This window comes from Roseisolibacter sp. H3M3-2, assembly GCF_029211165.1.
Lineage (GTDB): Bacteria > Gemmatimonadota > Gemmatimonadetes > Gemmatimonadales > Gemmatimonadaceae > Roseisolibacter.
In genome coordinates this window covers 1-14,304 of sequence record NZ_JARGEK010000094.1, presented here as the reverse complement: position 1 = coordinate 14,304, position 14,304 = coordinate 1, and the positions used below count along the sequence as shown (strand labels likewise).

Annotated in this window: 13 protein-coding genes and 1 pseudogene; 10 read left to right on the top strand and 4 right to left on the bottom strand. The window is 76.3% G+C overall.

Annotated elements, in window-relative coordinates; translation table 11 throughout:
* The 5 genes and pseudogenes from PYV61_RS10130 to PYV61_RS10110 form a co-directional block, all read left to right on the top strand.
* A pseudogene (locus PYV61_RS10130) lies at window positions 1-333 on the top strand (hypothetical protein); the annotation flags it as partial.
* The gene (locus tag PYV61_RS10125) at window positions 330-842 is read left to right on the top strand and encodes a Rab family GTPase (RefSeq protein WP_275830986.1); all 513 of its coding nucleotides are present in this window, start codon (window positions 330-332) and stop codon (window positions 840-842) included. The pseudogene PYV61_RS10130 and the gene PYV61_RS10125, both read left to right, overlap by 4 nt.
* The gene (locus PYV61_RS10120) at window positions 820-1,698 is read left to right on the top strand and encodes a protein phosphatase 2C domain-containing protein (protein ID WP_275830984.1); all 879 of its coding nucleotides are present in this window, start codon (window positions 820-822) and stop codon (window positions 1,696-1,698) included. Before PYV61_RS10125 ends, PYV61_RS10120 begins: the two co-directional genes overlap by 23 nt.
* Window positions 1,699-1,791: 93 nt before the next feature.
* Complete coding sequence (locus PYV61_RS10115) at window positions 1,792-3,483, top strand: amidohydrolase (RefSeq protein WP_275830982.1); 1,692 nt, start codon at window positions 1,792-1,794, stop codon at window positions 3,481-3,483.
* Window positions 3,484-3,579: 96 nt separating this feature from the next.
* On the top strand, window positions 3,580-4,965 hold the full coding sequence (locus PYV61_RS10110) for a carboxypeptidase-like regulatory domain-containing protein (protein WP_275830980.1): 1,386 nt from the start codon (window positions 3,580-3,582) through the stop codon (window positions 4,963-4,965).
* Window positions 4,966-4,997: 32 nt separating this feature from the next.
* Here the strand turns inward: PYV61_RS10110 and PYV61_RS10105 are convergent, their stop codons facing one another.
* Window positions 4,998-5,963: an aldolase/citrate lyase family protein gene (locus PYV61_RS10105; RefSeq protein ID WP_275830978.1), complete on the bottom strand. Its 966-nt coding sequence runs from the start codon at window positions 5,961-5,963 to the stop codon at window positions 4,998-5,000.
* A 141-nt stretch (window positions 5,964-6,104) separates the two neighbouring features.
* On the opposite strand from PYV61_RS10105, the gene PYV61_RS10100 reads away from it, so the two are divergent.
* On the top strand, window positions 6,105-6,695 hold the full coding sequence (locus tag PYV61_RS10100) for a hypothetical protein (protein ID WP_275830976.1): 591 nt from the start codon (window positions 6,105-6,107) through the stop codon (window positions 6,693-6,695).
* On the opposite strand, the gene PYV61_RS10095 is transcribed toward PYV61_RS10100, so the two are convergent.
* A complete protein-coding gene (locus PYV61_RS10095) occupies window positions 6,649-7,809 on the bottom strand; it encodes a N(4)-(beta-N-acetylglucosaminyl)-L-asparaginase (RefSeq protein ID WP_275830974.1) in 1,161 nt (386 codons plus the stop codon). The genes PYV61_RS10100 and PYV61_RS10095 overlap by 47 nt on opposite strands.
* Before the next feature lie 79 nt (window positions 7,810-7,888).
* Here PYV61_RS10095 and PYV61_RS10090 point away from each other — a divergent pair, with 79 nt between their 5' ends.
* Entirely contained in the window at window positions 7,889-8,677 is a 789-nt protein-coding gene (locus tag PYV61_RS10090) for a copper homeostasis protein CutC (RefSeq protein WP_275830972.1), read from the top strand.
* Here the strand turns inward: PYV61_RS10090 and PYV61_RS10085 are convergent.
* Window positions 8,625-9,089 (bottom strand): nuclear transport factor 2 family protein, encoded by a 465-nt coding sequence (locus tag PYV61_RS10085; RefSeq protein ID WP_275830970.1) that lies wholly within the window; start codon window positions 9,087-9,089, stop codon window positions 8,625-8,627. The genes PYV61_RS10090 and PYV61_RS10085 overlap by 53 nt on opposite strands.
* Window positions 9,086-10,000, bottom strand: a complete 915-nt coding sequence (locus PYV61_RS10080) for an endonuclease/exonuclease/phosphatase family protein (protein ID WP_275830968.1) — start codon at window positions 9,998-10,000, stop codon at window positions 9,086-9,088. The genes PYV61_RS10085 and PYV61_RS10080 overlap by 4 nt, the downstream gene beginning before the upstream one ends.
* Window positions 10,001-10,085: 85 nt before the next feature.
* Here PYV61_RS10080 and PYV61_RS10075 point away from each other — a divergent pair, with 85 nt between their 5' ends.
* The 3 genes from PYV61_RS10075 to PYV61_RS10065 all read left to right on the top strand — a co-directional run bounded on the left by PYV61_RS10075 (window position 10,086) and on the right by PYV61_RS10065 (window position 14,126).
* Window positions 10,086-10,400 carry a PadR family transcriptional regulator gene (locus PYV61_RS10075; protein WP_275830966.1) on the top strand — a complete coding sequence of 105 codons (315 nt, stop codon included), beginning with the start codon at window positions 10,086-10,088 and terminating at the stop codon, window positions 10,398-10,400.
* Window positions 10,397-13,066 (top strand): ABC transporter permease, encoded by a 2,670-nt coding sequence (locus tag PYV61_RS10070; protein WP_275830964.1) that lies wholly within the window; start codon window positions 10,397-10,399, stop codon window positions 13,064-13,066. The genes PYV61_RS10075 and PYV61_RS10070 overlap by 4 nt, the downstream gene beginning before the upstream one ends.
* Before the next feature lie 85 nt (window positions 13,067-13,151).
* Window positions 13,152-14,126, top strand: coding sequence for a PAS domain S-box protein (locus PYV61_RS10065; protein WP_275830962.1), 975 nt, complete (start codon window positions 13,152-13,154; stop codon window positions 14,124-14,126).
* Window positions 14,127-14,304: the final 178 nt, after the last annotated feature.

Genomic DNA, 14,304 nt, shown 5'->3' with positions numbered 1-14,304 from the left:
ATCGTGGTCTCAACTCCTTGGCTCACAGAACGACATGGCTACGATCCGACTTGGCTGCGCCGCGCGGCGGCCGCGCGCGGGTTCGACGTGGCGCTCGCACTCGCCGGGCGCACCGACGCCAGCGGGGGCGAGGCGACGAACCGCGACCTGAGCCGCCGCCGCGTCGACGCGGTGCGCGCCGCGCTGGCGCCGCTGGGCGTGGCGACGGTCGACGGCGTGGAGGCCCTCAGCTCGACGCGTCCGCTGCCGGCCGCCGACCCGGCGGAGCGCGCACGGCTCAACCGCAGCGTCTCGTTCGGGATCGAGGCGCGTCCCAACCACCGCGACCCATGATCCAGAAGAAGGTGTGCATGGTGGGCGTGCAGGGCACCGGCAAGACGAGCATGGTGAAGCGGTTCGTCCACTCGATCTTCACGGAGCGCTACCACAGCACCGTCGGCGTGAAGCTGGACCGGAAGGTCGTCGCCGTCGGCGGCGTCGAGGTGACGCTGCTGCTGTGGGACATCGAGGGGCGCTCGGAGGAGAACGAGGTGCCGGCCAGCTACACGCGCGGCGCCCACGCCGTGCTGTACGTCGCCGACGGCACGCGGCGCACGACGTTCGAGCAGCTGCGGTCGCTGCGGGCGCTCGTGCGCGCGACGGTGGGCGACGTCCCGTCGCTGGTGGCGCTCAACAAGGCCGACCTCGCGGGGGAGTGGGCGCTCACGCGCGACGACGAGGCGGCGCTCCCCGGCGCCGGGCTGCCCCACGTCCGCACCAGCGCCAAGACCGGCGCCGGCGTCGACGACGCCTTCCACTGGATCGCCACGGAGGTGCTGCGTGTCGGCGCCGCTCGGAGTTGAGAAGGCCCGCGACGCCGCCCCCGGCGTCGACTGCCACGGCACGTCGCACGTCGGGCGCGTGCGCGAGCGCAACGAGGACCGCTTCGCCATCGCCACGCTGCGCCAGGGCGCGCGCATCGTGCAGACGAACGTCGAGGACGACGGGCTCGCCGCCCGGCTGGCCCGCCCCGACGCGCACGTCTTCATCGCCGCCGACGGCGTCGCCGGGCGCGACGCGGGCGACGCCGCCAGCCGCGTCGCGATCGGCACGATGGTCGAGTACCTCGCCGAGGCGGCGCGCTGCTACCAGGGCGACGACGCCGTGGCCGAGCAGGCGTTCATCGACCGGCTGACGGCGGGGGTGGAGCGCGCGCACGAGCGGCTCGTCGCGACCTACGGCGGGCAGCGGGGCCCCGCGACGACGTTCACGATGGTGACGCTCGTCTGGCCGCGCGCCTACGTCGTGCACGTCGGCGACAGCCGCGGCTACCTGCTGCGGCGCGGGCGGATCCGCCGCTTCACCGCCGACCAGACGATGGGGGCGCTGGCCGTCGACGGCGGGCTGGTGACGGAGGAGCAGGCGGCGCGGCGCGGGCTGGACGACATCCTGGCGAGCGCGGTGGGGCACGACATCGCGCCGGCCGTGGGGGTGCTCGACCTGGAGCCCGGCGACGCGCTGCTGCTCTGCACCGACGGGCTCACCAAGCACGTCGCCGACGCGCGCATCGCCGAGCTGCTGGCCGCGGCGCCCGACGCGGCCGCGGCGTGCGAGGCGCTGGTGCAGGAGGCGCTGGAGCAGGGGGGGCGCGACAACGTCACCGTGGTCGTGGCGCGGGCGGCGGGCCGGCAGGCTGGCGCGGGCATGTCCCCGCCGTAGCTTTGCGCACGCCCCGCCCGCGCGGCGCCCGGGCGTGGTGCTGCTCGACGACGCGACGCCGGCCGCCACCGCCACCGCCGTCCCGGAGCCCGCTTGCCTCCTCGCCCCGCCCCCGCCCGGCGCCTCGCCGTCGCGCCCCTGCTCGCCCTCGCGCTGGCCGCGGCGTCGCTGCTCCCCGGCACCGCCGCCGCGCAGCAGCGCGACTCGGCGCGCGCCGCGACCGCCGCCGACTCGCTCAAGTACCGCTACCCGACCGACGCCCGCCTGGCGGCGCTCAAGGCCGAGGCGGCGAAGAAGATCGACGAGCGCGCGAAGCTGATCCAGGAGATGGTCGACCAGGTCTTCTCCTACGGGGAGCTCGGGTTCCAGGAGGTCGAGACCTCCAAGTACCTGACCGGGATCCTCGAGCAGAACGGCTTCAAGGTGGAGCGCGGCGTCGCCGGCATCCCGACCGCGTTCGTCGCCCGCTGGGGCTCGGGGAAGCCGGTCATCTCGCTCGGCTCCGACATCGACGGGATCCCGCAGGCCACGAGCAAGCCGGGCGTCGCCTACCGCGACCCGATCACCGTGCAGGGCGCGCCCGGGCACGGCGAGGGGCACAACTCCGGGATGCCGCTCAACGTCGCCGCGGCGCTCGTGGTCAAGGAGATCATGCAGCGCGAAAAGCTGCAGGGGACGCTCGTGCTGTGGCCCGGCGTCGCCGAGGAGCAGATGGCCGGCAAGGCGTTCCTCGTGCGCGCCGGCGTGTTCAAGGACGTGGACGTCACGCTCTTCACGCACGTCAGCAACGACCTCGGCGTGTCGTGGGGGCAGTCGGGGAGCAACGCCCTCATCTCGGCCCTCTTCAAGTTCAAGGGGACCAGCGCGCACTCGGCCGGACAGCCCTGGCGCGGGCGCAGCGCGCTCGACGCGGTGATGATGATGGGGATGGGGTGGGACATGAAGCGCGAGCACCTCGAGCTCCCGCAGCGGTCGCACTACGTGATCCCCGACGGCGGCGACCAGCCGAACGTCGTGCCCAGCACGGCGAGCATCTGGTTCTACTTCCGCGAGCGCGACTACCCGAGGACGCTGGCGCTGTTCGAGACCGCGAAGACGATGGCGCAGGGCGCCGCGATGCTCACGAACACGCAGGTCGACACGATCCAGATGATCGGCTCGGGGTGGAGCGGGCACTTCAACCGCCCGGTCGCCGAGGCGATGTACCAGAACATCCAGACCGTCGGCATGCCGACGTGGGACGAGAAGGACCAGGCGCTCGCCAAGGGGCTGCAGCGCGAGCTCGGCTCGCCGGACAGTGGCCTCAGCAGGCGGCCCGGCCGCCTCGGCGGCCCGGTCAACGAGGCGACGCGCATGGGCGGCGGCTCGGACGACATCGGCGACGTGAGCTGGAACGTCCCGACGATCACGCTGCGCTACCCGTCGAACATCCCGGGGACGCCGGGGCACAACTGGGCGAACTCGATCGCCATGGCGACGCCGATCGCGCACAAGGGCGTGGTGGCCGGCGCGAAGGTGCAGGCGATGACGATCCTCGACCTGATGATGACGCCGCAGATCGTCACCGACGCCTGGTCGTACTTCAACGACGTGCAGACCAAGACGGTCAAGTACAAGCCGTTCATCGCTGCCACGGACCAGCCGCCGATCTGGCTCAACGCCGACATCATGGCGCAGTACCGCCCGGAGATGCGCAAGTACTACTACGACTCGAAGAAGTACAAGTCGTACCTGGAGCAGCTCGGGATCACCTACCCGACGGTGAAATCTCCGACGGTTCCCTGAAACAGAAGGTGAACCGACCGGCGCCGCGCGCCGGCGTACAATGGGGGGACCGGGCGCAGGCGGCCCCGGTCCCCCTCCTCGTGCCCCCCCCACCGCGTGCCCCGTCGCGTCGCGCTCGTGCTCCTGCCGGCCCTTCTCGCCGCGCGACCGGCCGCGGCGCAGGGCGCGCGCCTCTCGGGCGTGGTGCTCGACAGCGCGCTCGACGCGCTGATCGCCGGCGCCGACGCGCAGCTGCTCGACGCCGCGCGCGCCGCCTCGCCGCCCGCCGGCGCGCGCTCCGACTCGGCGGGGCGCTTCGACTTCGCCGGGCTGGCGGCGGGGCGCTACCTGCTCGGCTTCACGCATGCGCGCCTCGACGCCTTCGGCCTCGCCGACGTGACGCGCCCGGTGACGCTCGCCGAGGGGGGCGACTCGACGGTGACGCTCGCCGGGCCGACCGCGCGGGCGGCGCGCGCGCTGCACTGCGGCGGCGCGGACACGGCGGCGACCGCGGCCACGACGGTGGCGGTGATCGGGTGGCTGCGCCGCGACGGCGGCGCCGGCGCCGATCCGGCGGCGGTGGTCGCGCGCTGGTACGAGTTCCGGCTGGACCGCGGCTTCTCCCGCGGACCCGTCGAGCGGCGCGCCGCGGTGGGGGAGGACGGCTGGTTCGCGCTGTGCGACCTCCCGGCGGGCGGCGACGTCGTGCTGCACGGCCGTCGCGGGGCGGACAGCACCGACGCGCTGCGCCTCACCCTCCCGCCGGCGGGCGTGCTGCGCCGCGACCTGCGCGTGGCGCCGGCGGGGACCACGGGGCTCGTCCTCGGCGCCGTGCGCACCGCCGAGGGGGCGCCGATCGCCAACGCGGTCGCGACGGTCGCCGGCGCGCCGCCCGCGCGCACGGACGCCGGCGGCGCCTTCCGACTCGACGGCGCGCCCGCGGGGACGCGGATGCTGGTCGTGCGCGCGGTGGGCTACGTGCCGGAGGAGCGCGTCGTCGAGGCGCGCCCCGCCGACGGCGAGCCGGTCGAGGTGCGGCTGCAGTCGACGCGGGCGCTGCTCGACACCATCCGCGTGCGCGCGACGCGCGACAACCCCGTCGCGCGGCGGCTGGGCGAGTTCGCGTTCCGGCGCAAGAGCATCGGGGCCGGGACGGCGTTCGACTCGCTGCGGCTCCGCCGCACCGGCGCGACGCGCGCGTCGGACCTGTTCCGCCAGGTGCCGGGCGCGTCGCTCGTGACCTCGTTCGACCCGGTCATGCAGCGCGACGTCGACCTGCTGCGCGTGCGCGGCGTCGCGAGCGTGCTGGGCGTGGCGCTCTGCCTGCCGCTCGTGTGGGTCGACCGGACGCCGTACCCGCTGTGGGCGGACGTGCGGGAGCTCGACCAGTTCCTGCGCGTGGACGACGTGATCGCCTTCGAGTTCTACCCCGGCGGCACGGGGCCGCCGGAGTTCACGCGCTTCGGGAGCTGCGGCTCGGCGATCTTCACCACGCGCTGGTGACGGGCGGGTGAAGACCGCCGGCGCGCGGGCGGCTACTGCCGACCACCGAGCTTCCGCCCCGTCTCGATCGCGCCCATCCCGTTCTCGTCGCGACGCTGCTGGATGAACACGCGCCACCCCTCGGCGTAGCGGCGCTCCATCTCCGCCGGGTTGTTGGTCGGGAAGCCGCACGGCACGTTCGCCGCCTTGCACGCGGCGAGGATCGTGGCCGCCGCCTGCTCGCGCTTCGCGGTGTCGCCCTTGAACACCATGCCCAGCGTGCCGTAGCCGATGAACACCTGCCCGACGCCCGGCGTCGCGGCGATCTCGCGCGCGCGCGCGATCCCGGCCTCGCTCTCGATGATCACGCTGAGGAAGAGCTCCCCCTTGGGGTTCGTCGGCCAGACGTCGGCCTTCGCCTTGTACTGCGCGACCGGCAGCCCCCAGTAGGCCGCCGCGGCGGCGAGCCCGGTGTCGGGGCGCGTCCCGCCCGCCGAGGCGAAGCGCATGGCCTTGATGACGGCGCGCACCTCGTCGGGCGACTCGACCTCCTCCAGCGACAGGTTCACGAGCCCCGCGTTGAGCTGGCGCACGATGGCGCGCTGCACGCCCGCCGAGTCCTCGTGCCAGATCCCGATCTTCGAGGAGAACGGGTGCGTGCGCACCGAGCCGCCGGCGGCGCGGAGCTCCTCGAGGTACTTGAGGAAGGTGTCCGAGCTGGCGCCGGTGAACAGGAAGTCGGCGCGCCTGTACCCGACGGTCTCCTTCGCGACGTCGGCGAGGACGATCTCGGCCTGCGGCGCCGGGGCGGCGGCCGGGGTCGCGACGGGGGCGGCGCCGGGGCCGCCGGGCCCGCCCGGGCGCATCGCGCGGCGGACGATCATCGGGTGCGAGATTCCGAAGACCGGCTGCCCCTTCTCCTGGACCGCGATGACGGGGTTCAGGCGGTCGGCGGACTGGGCGGGGGCGACCGACGCGACGGCGGCGAGCGCCAGCGCGGCAGGGAGGAGACGGGGCATGGTGGGGGGCCGGTGGGGTGAGACGCGCGGAAGGTCCGCCAGAGGCAACGCAGCATCCCGGACCGCCGTTGGGGAAGGCCCCTCCCGGCCGCGGCGGCGGGCGGCTACTTTGCATCACAAAGCGAAGCCCGGAGGCGTCGGATGCGAGGGAGCGAGTGGGGCCGCCTGCTGCGGGCGGCCGTGGGCAACGGCGTCCTCTGGGGCGCGGGGTGGGGGGCGCTGGCGCTGCTGGCGTTCCCCGTCCTCCGCCTCGTCGGCGTCGTCCCGCCGGAGATCGGCTGGCTCGACGCGCTCGGGATGGCGATCCGGATCGGCTTCGGCGGCGGGGTCGTCGGCGCCGCGTTCGCCCTGTTCCTGCGCCTGGCCTACCGCGGGCGGCGGGTGCGCGACCTCGGCGTCGGGCGGTTCGCGCTGGTCGGCGCGCTGGTCGCCGGGGTGTTCGTCCCGCTCGTCCTGCAGGCGATCAACCTGCTCACCGGCGGCGAGCTGGTGGCGTGGCGCGAGATCGACGGCGACATGGTGATGGCCGCGGTGTTCGGCGCCGTCATGTCGGGCGGCTCGCTCTGGCTCGCGCAGCGTGCGGAACGCGCGGAGCGGGGCGACGACGGGGGCGCGGCGCAGACCGCCCCGACGCGCGAGCTGGCGTCGGGGGAGCGGTGGGACGGCGTGCCGCGCCGGGACCGGGCTACCGCCGCGGCGCCTGACGCGGGGCGGGGCGCTCCTCGCGCCTGAACAGGTAGGCGCAGTCCACGTGGCGCGCCCCCGCGGCGTCGGCCACGGCGTAGCGGCTCCCCTGGTACGCGCTGGCGCCGGCGACGCGCCCGTCCTTGTGCAGCGCGTAGAACTCGAGGTCGAAGTACGGGCGTCCGCGGTCGTCGAGCAGCCGCGACTCGGTCATCGCCAGCACGCGCTCCATCACCTTGATGAGCGCCGACTCGGGGCTCATCCCCTGGCGCATGAACTCGACCGCGAGGAAGGCGCCGCACACCTTGATGTTCGCCTCGCCGCGCCCGGTCGAGCCGGCGGCGCCCACCGTGTTGTCGCAGTACTGGCCGGCGCCGATGATCGGCGAGTCGCCGACGCGGCCGGCGATCTTCCACGCCATGCCGCTGGTCGTGGTGACGCTCGCCACGTCGCCGCCCGCGGTCACGGCGTTCATGTTGATCGTCCCCGTCGTCGCGGCGAGCGACCCGTCGGCGGCGTAGGTGTGGGCGGGCTGGAAGGCCGCGCCCGTGCGCGTGCCGGCCCGGGGGCGCGTGTCCACCCACATCCCCGGCCACGTCGGGTCGCGCTTCCACCGCAGCCACGCCTCGCGGCTCTTCTCGGTCAGCAGCTCCTGCTCGGCGAACCCCATGCGGCGCGCGAAGCGCAGCGCGTCGGCGCCCACCAGGTGCACGTGGTCGGTGTGGTCCATGATCGCCTTGGCCACCAGCGACGGCGTGGCGATGCGCTCCAGGCACGCCACCGAGCCGGCGCGCTTGGTCGGCCCGTGCATGCAGCTCGCGTCGAGCTGCACGACGCCCTCCTCGTTGGGCAGCCCGCCGAGGCCGACGCTCTGGTCCTCGGGGTTCAGCTCGACGACGTTCACGCCGGCGATGATCGCGTCGAGCGGGTCGCCGCCGCGCGCGAGCAGGTCGTACGCGACCTGGATCCCGCGCTTCCCGGACGCGTCGGCGGTCAGCCCGTTGTCGGACGAGACCACGACGGGGCGCGCCGCCGCCGCCGGCGCGGGCGGCGTGCGCTCCGACACCGTGACCCACGGCATCGCGGCGGCGGGGCGGGCGAGGGCGGCGCCGGCGGCGCTGGTCGCGGCGGCGCCGAGGAAGTCGCGGCGGGAGACGGACACGGGGCGGGGGCCTGAGGGGAGTCGGCGTGCGCTGGGGCGGATCATACGCGGCGGCCGGGGAGCACGTTAGAGTGCGGGGATGACCGACATCCTCGTCGAGGCGTGCGTGGACACGGTGGCGTCGGCCGCGGCCGCCGAGGCGGGCGGCGCGGGGCGCGTGGAGCTGTGCGCGAACCTCGTCGAGGGGGGGACGACGCCGAGCGCGGGGACGATCGCCACGGCACGCGAGCGGCTGCGCATCCCGCTGTTCGTCATCGTGCGCCCGCGCGGCGGCGACTTCCTGCACGACGCCGAGGAGCTGGCGGTGATGCGGCGCGACGTGGCCGAGGCGCGCCGGCTCGGCGCCGACGGCGTCGTGGTCGGCGCGCTCACCCCCGCCGGGCGCGTGGACGCCGGCGCCGTGCGCGCGCTGCTCGACGCCGCGCGGGCGCTGGCGGTGACGTTCCACCGCGCCTTCGACGCCGCGCGCCATGCCGACGAGGCGCTCGACGCGCTGGTGGCGCTCGGGATCGACCGCGTGCTGACCTCGGGGGGCGCGCCGACCGCGCCGGAAGGCGCCGCGGCGCTCGGCGCGCTCGTGCGGCGGGCCGCCGGACGGCTCACCGTCCTCGCCGGCGGCGGGCTGACGGCGGCGAACGTGGGCGCCGTGGTGGCGGCGAGCGGGGTGCGCGAGGTGCACGTGCGCGGCGCCGAGCGCGTGGGGAGCGGGATGCGCTACCGCCGCGCCGGCGTCGGGGTCTCGAAGCCGTACGTCCCCGACGAGTTCTCGCGCGTGGTCACGGACGCCGCGCGCATCGCCGAGGTGGTGGCGGCGGTCAGCGGGTCGGCCGCGGGCGGTCGGCCGGGCGCACCGCCCACAGCACGTTGAGGATCCGCCAGCCGCCCTCCCACCGCACGAGGTGCATGTAGTCGACGAGCTGCGTCGAGTGCAGCTTCACCGACGCGAGGTCGCCGTCGACGTCGAGGATCTGCACGTGCGACCAGCGCTGCGCCGCCGGCAGCCGCGTGCCGAAGCCGAAGCCCGCCGCGCGCGTGAGCATGCTCGCCGACTGCAGGTCGACGAACTGGCGCCCCTGGTCGTCGACCATGACCGCGCGCTTGGCCAGGTCGGGGTGCAGCGCGCGCCGCATGCGCGCCGAGTCGCCGGCGAACCACCCCTCGATGTAGTCGAGCGCGGTGCGGCGGATCGCCGCCGAGTCGGCGGCCGTCTGCGCGGCCAGGGGCGCGGGGGCGAGCAGGACGAGGGCGAGCGCGGTCGCGAGGCGTCGGGAGATCGTCATCGGCGGCAGGGGATCGCCAGCGCGGCCAGCACCGGCAGGTGGTCGGAGGGGAAGCGCCCGTCCCAGCTGTCGGGGAGGATGCCGTGCGAGCGCACCGCGACGTCCGGCGAGACGAGCACGTAGTCGATCCGCTGCTCGGGCTCCAGCGCCCTGAACGCCTGCCAGGTGGAGGTCGGGCCGTAGTGCGGGTCGCGGCTGACCGCGAAGGCGTCGAGCAGCGGGCCGCGGGTGCCGGCGACGGTGTCGCGCGTGAAGATGCGGTAGCCGACGCTGCGCGGGTTCGAGTTCAGGTCGCCGGTGACGACGACCGGCAGCCCGCGCGCCAGCGAGTCGAGGCGCCGGCGGATCAGCCGCGCGCTCTCCTGCCGCGCCGTCTCGCCGACGTGGTCGAAGTGCGTGTTGAGGTGCAGGTGCTCGCACCCCGTGCGCCGGTCGCGGAAGCGGGCCCACGTCGCCACGCGCTCGATCGCCGCGTCCCACCCCTTGCTCCCCGGCGCCTCCGGGGTGGGGGAGAGCCAGAACGTGCCGCTGGCCAGCGCCTCCAGCCGGTCGGCGCGGTAGAGGATCGCGCTGTACTCGCCCCCCTCGCGCCCGTCGGCGCGCCCGACGCCGACGCGCGCCCATCCCGGCAGCCGCGCGTCGAGGTCGAGCAGCTGCCGGTGCAGCGCCTCCTGCACGCCGACCGCGTCGGCGCCGTGGAAGCGGATCAGCGCGGGCACCCAGTCCTTGCGGTTCGGCCACGCGTTGGGGCCGTCGCTCGCCAGGTCGAGGCGGATGTTGAAGGTCATCACGCGTAGCGGCGGCGCGTCGGCGCCGCCGGCGGGCGCGGGGCGGCGCCCGGCGCAGCCGGCGAGGGGCGCCAGGAGCAGGCAGGCCGCGAGCGCGGCGCGGCGGGACCGGGGGGTCGGCATGCCCCACGCTACCGGGGGCGCGCGGCGTCCGCGAGGGCCCGAGGCCGACGCGAAACCTATCTGCGCGGCACACGTAGTCGGTGCCATGCGACCGATCGAGTTCGAGATCCTCCTGTCCCTGGCCGGGGGGGCGCGGCACGGCTACGCCATCATCCTCGACATCGAGGCGCGCGCCGGCGACGGCGCCACCCTCGAGACCGGGACGCTCTACCGCGCGCTGCAGCGGCTGGCGGAGCAGGGACACGTGACCGAGGCCCGGACGCCGCCGGGGGAGGACGACCGGCGCCGCTACCACGCGATCACCCCCGCCGGCCGCGCCGCCGCGGCCGCCGAGGCGCGCCGGATGGCCGCGCTGGTCGACGGCGCGCGCGCCGCGCGGCTGCTGCCGGAGGCGCCGTGAGCGGGACCGCGTGGTGGGCCCGCGCGTACGACGTCGCGCTGCGCGCCTTCCCCGCGCACTTCCGCGCGCGCTGGGGCGACGAGATGCGCCTCACCCTCGCCGACCGGGTCGCGGCGGCGCGCGATCGCGACGGGCGCCTCCCCCTGCGCCTCGTCGCGCGCGAGCTCGCGTCCGCCCTCGCGGGCGGGGCGCGCGAGCGCCTGCACGAACGCCTCCGCCATCCCGCCACGCGCCCGCCGATGCCGCGCCTCCAGGACGTCCGCTACGCGCTCCGCCTGCTCCTGCGGAGCCCCGGCTTCACGCTGCTCACCGTCCTCGTGCTCGCGGGCGGGATCGGGCTGAGCACGTTCACCTTCTCGTTCCTCTACACGGCGATGCTGCGCCCCGTCCCGCTCGACGAGGGGGCGCGCATCGTCCGCGTCGACCCCGTGGTCGACGGGCGCCTCACGGGGACCGACCTCGCGGACGTCGCCGCCCTCGCCGCGTCGGTGCGGTCGGTGCGCCAGCTCGGCGCCTTCACCGGCCGCGCGCTCGTCGTGGGGCGCGACGGCGACCGGCGCGCGATCGACGGCACGGTCGCCGACCCGGTGCTGTTCGCCGTCGCCCGCACGCCGGCGCTGCTCGGCCGCCCGCTCGTCCCCGCCGACGCCGAGCCGGGGGCGGAGCCGGTGCTCGTGCTGTCGTACCGCATCTGGCAGGCGGCGTTCGGCGGCGACCCGGGGGTGGTCGGGCGGCGCGTGCCGCTGAACGGCGCCGAGACGCGCGTGGTCGGCGTCATGCCCGAGGGGTTCGGCTTCCCGGTCGCGTCCGAGGCGTGGCTCCCGCTCCCGGCCGACGCGCCGGGGCGCGCGACGGCGGGGCTCGCGTCGGTGCGCCTCGTCGGGAGGCTGGCGCCGGGCGCCTCGCACGCGACGGCGGCCGCCGAGGTGGCGACCGTGCTGCGGCGCGCGCAGGCGGCGCGCGACACGTCGGCGCGCGCGGGCGTGGTGGACGCGGCGGTCGAGACGCTGCCCTCGGCGCAGATCGGCGAGGAGCGCGCGCTCGTGTTCGCGCTGCTCAACCTCGTGGCCGGGCTCATCCTGCTGCTCGCGCTGGTGAACGTGACCAACCTGCTGCTCGCGCGCGCCGACGAGCGGGTGCGCGAGACCGCGGTGCGCCTCGCGCTCGGCGCGACGGCGGGGCGGCTGGTGGTGCAGGGGATGTGGGAGACGGTGCTCCTGTGCCTCGCCGGCGGGGTGGTCGGGACGGCGGGCGCCGCGTGGGGGCTGGAGGGGATCACGCGCTGGACGCAGGCCAACATCCCCGACAACCTCGCGTTCTGGTGGGTGTGGCGCCTCGACCACGTGACGCTGCTCGGCGCCGGCGCGTTCGTGACCGTCGCGATCGCGTCGCTGGGCGCGGTGGCCGCGCTGCGCACGCGCCGCCTCGACGTGCGGGCGGCGATGCAGGACGGCGGCGCGCGCGGCGGCGCGCGGCGCGCCGGGCGTCTGTCGCGCGCGCTGGTCGCGGTGCAGGTGACGACGGTGACGGTGCTGATGTTCTTCGGCGTGATGGCGGGCGTGGTGGCGCACCGCGTCGTGACCATCGACCCGGGCTTCGACCCGGCGCGGCTGCTGCAGGGCGGGGTGCTCCCGCCCGACGCGCGCTACCCGACGGCCGCCGCGCGCGCGGGGCTGTACCGCGACGTGCGGGCGCGCGTCGCCGAGCAGGGGGCGCTCGGCGACGTGCTGCTGCGGCGTCCGCTCGGCGAGGCGCGCACGGCCCGCGGCCGCCTCGCGCGCCGCGGCGCCGCGCGCACCCCCGAGCTGCTCCCCACCGCGCACGTCGAGGCGTCGCTGGGCGACCTGCGCACGATCGGCGTGGAGGTGCTGGAGGGGCGCGCGCTCGGCGCCGCCGACGACGCGTCGCGGGCGCCGGTCGCGGTGGTCAGCCGCGCCCTGGCGCGGCGGCACTGGGGCGGCCGGTCGCCGGTGGGGGAGCAGCTGCGCCTGGCCGGCGCCGGCGCCGGCGACACCGCGACCTACCGCACCGTCGTCGGCGTGGTGAGCGACGTGCCGCACGGCAACCCGCTGGCGCGAGACCGCAGCGCCGACGCGATCTACGTCCCGCTGCTACAGGGCGACCACGACTACGCCGCGGTGCTGGCGCGCTGGCGCACCACCGAGACGGCGGCGCGCCTGGCGATGGTGCAGGCGTTCGGGGCCGCGGACCCGCTGCTCGTCCCCGACGGCGTGCAGCCGTTCGCCGAGTCGCTGCGCAAGATGGGGCTGATCGCGGTGTCGGTGACGCGGCTGTTCACCGCGTGCTTCGCGTTCGCGCTGGTGCTGGCGCTGGTCGGGACGTACGGGCTGATGTCGCGCGCGATCGGCGCGCGGACGCGCGAGATCGGGCTGCGGCGCGCGCTGGGCGCGACCGACGGGCGCGTCGCGCGGCTGATCCTCCTGCAGGGCGGGCGGCAGCTCGTCGTGGGGACGCTGCTGGCCGCGCCGGCGCTGGGCGCGCTCGGGCTGCTGCTCCGCCACTACGTGCCGGTGAGCGCCACGCTGACGGTCGCCGCGGCGGTGCTCGTGTCGGCGTCGATCGTGGGGCTGGTCCTGGCGGCGAGCTGGGTGCCGACTCGCCGGGCGCTCCGCCTGACCCCGCGCGACGCGCTCTGGACCGGCTGAGGCGTTCGTGACGGGCGGGGGAGGGGCGGCGTCGCCCGGGGGCGGGTAGCTTTCGCGCCCCGCCGCCGCCCCCCCACCCCGCCGCATGCCCCCCACCCGCATCCTCGTCGCCACCGCCGACCCCCACCTGGCCGCGGAGCTGGTCGCCCGCGTCGCGGGGCTCGGGCACGGCGTCGCGGGGGTGGCGTCGTCGGCGCGCGACGCGCTCGCGCAGACCGAGGCCGCGGTGCCGTCGGCGCTGGTGATGGACGCCGCCATCGGCGGCACCCCCGACGCCTTCGCGGTCGCGACCGAGATCCGGCGCCGCTGGGTCGTGCCGACGCTGTTCGTGGTCGACGAGCGCGACGACGCCTCGCTCGCGCGGCTGGCGACGGTCGAGCCGCCGGGGTTCGTGCTGCGGCCGCTCGCCGAGCGCGACCTGCGCGTGCGGCTCGACGTCGCGCTGCGCGCCGGCGGCGCCTGCCGGGCGGCGAGCGAGCTGGAGGAGCGCTTCTTCGACGTCTCGGTGGACCTGCTCTGCTGCCTCGGCTTCGACGGCTACTTCCGACGACTGAGCCCCTCGTGGGAGCGGGCGCTCGGCTGGACGCGCGCCGAGCTGATGTCGCGCCCGTTCCTGGACTGGGTGCACGAGGACGACCGCGCGCGCACGCTGGCGCAGAACCGCGCGGTGCGGGGCGGCGGGCAGGCGCGCCTGTTCGAGAACCGCTACCGTTGCCGCGACGGCTCGTACCGCTGGCTGCTCTGGAACGCGACGCCCGACGTCGGGGCGGGGGTGATCTTCTCGGTCGCGCGCGACGTCACCGAGCGCCGCGCCGCCGAGGTGGAGCGCGACGGGCTGCTCGAGGAGCTGCGCACCGCGCTGGCGGAGGTGCGCACGCTGCGCGAGCTGCTGGCGATCTGCTCGTACTGCCGCCGCATCCGCGACGACGAGGGGCGGTGGGACTCGGTGGAGAACTACATCTCGCGCCACACCGACACGCGGTTCACGCACGGCATCTGCCCGTCGTGCTACGACCGCGAGTACTCGGCGGCGTTCGGGGAGCCGCCCGCGGGCGACTGAGCCCTGGCGAGCGCGGGGGCGCCGGCGCATATCAGGGGCGCCCCCCTCCGCCCCTCCATGCCCGACTCCCGTCCCGACGCGCCCGCGCTGACGCGCCGCGCCCTGAGCGCCGGGGCCGCGGCCGCCGCCTCGGGCGCGGCGCCCGCGGGGTGGCCCGAGGCGCTCGCGCAGGGCGCCG

Bases quoted from the DNA above. Each gene is read 5' to 3' on its own strand.
- PYV61_RS10125 (WP_275830986.1), top strand. From the start codon at position 330: ATGATCCAGAAGAAGGTGTGCATGGTGGGCGTGCAGGGCACCGGCAAG.
- PYV61_RS10105 (WP_275830978.1), bottom strand. From the start codon at position 5,963: ATGCCCCGTCTCCTCCCTGCCGCGCTGGCGCTCGCCGCCGTCGCGTCG.
- PYV61_RS10100 (WP_275830976.1), top strand. From the start codon at position 6,105: ATGCGAGGGAGCGAGTGGGGCCGCCTGCTGCGGGCGGCCGTGGGCAAC.
- PYV61_RS10090 (WP_275830972.1), top strand. From the start codon at position 7,889: ATGACCGACATCCTCGTCGAGGCGTGCGTGGACACGGTGGCGTCGGCC.
- PYV61_RS10085 (WP_275830970.1), bottom strand. From the start codon at position 9,089: ATGACGATCTCCCGACGCCTCGCGACCGCGCTCGCCCTCGTCCTGCTC.
- PYV61_RS10080 (WP_275830968.1), bottom strand. From the start codon at position 10,000: ATGCCGACCCCCCGGTCCCGCCGCGCCGCGCTCGCGGCCTGCCTGCTC.
- PYV61_RS10075 (WP_275830966.1), top strand. From the start codon at position 10,086: ATGCGACCGATCGAGTTCGAGATCCTCCTGTCCCTGGCCGGGGGGGCG.
- PYV61_RS10065 (WP_275830962.1), top strand. From the start codon at position 13,152: ATGCCCCCCACCCGCATCCTCGTCGCCACCGCCGACCCCCACCTGGCC.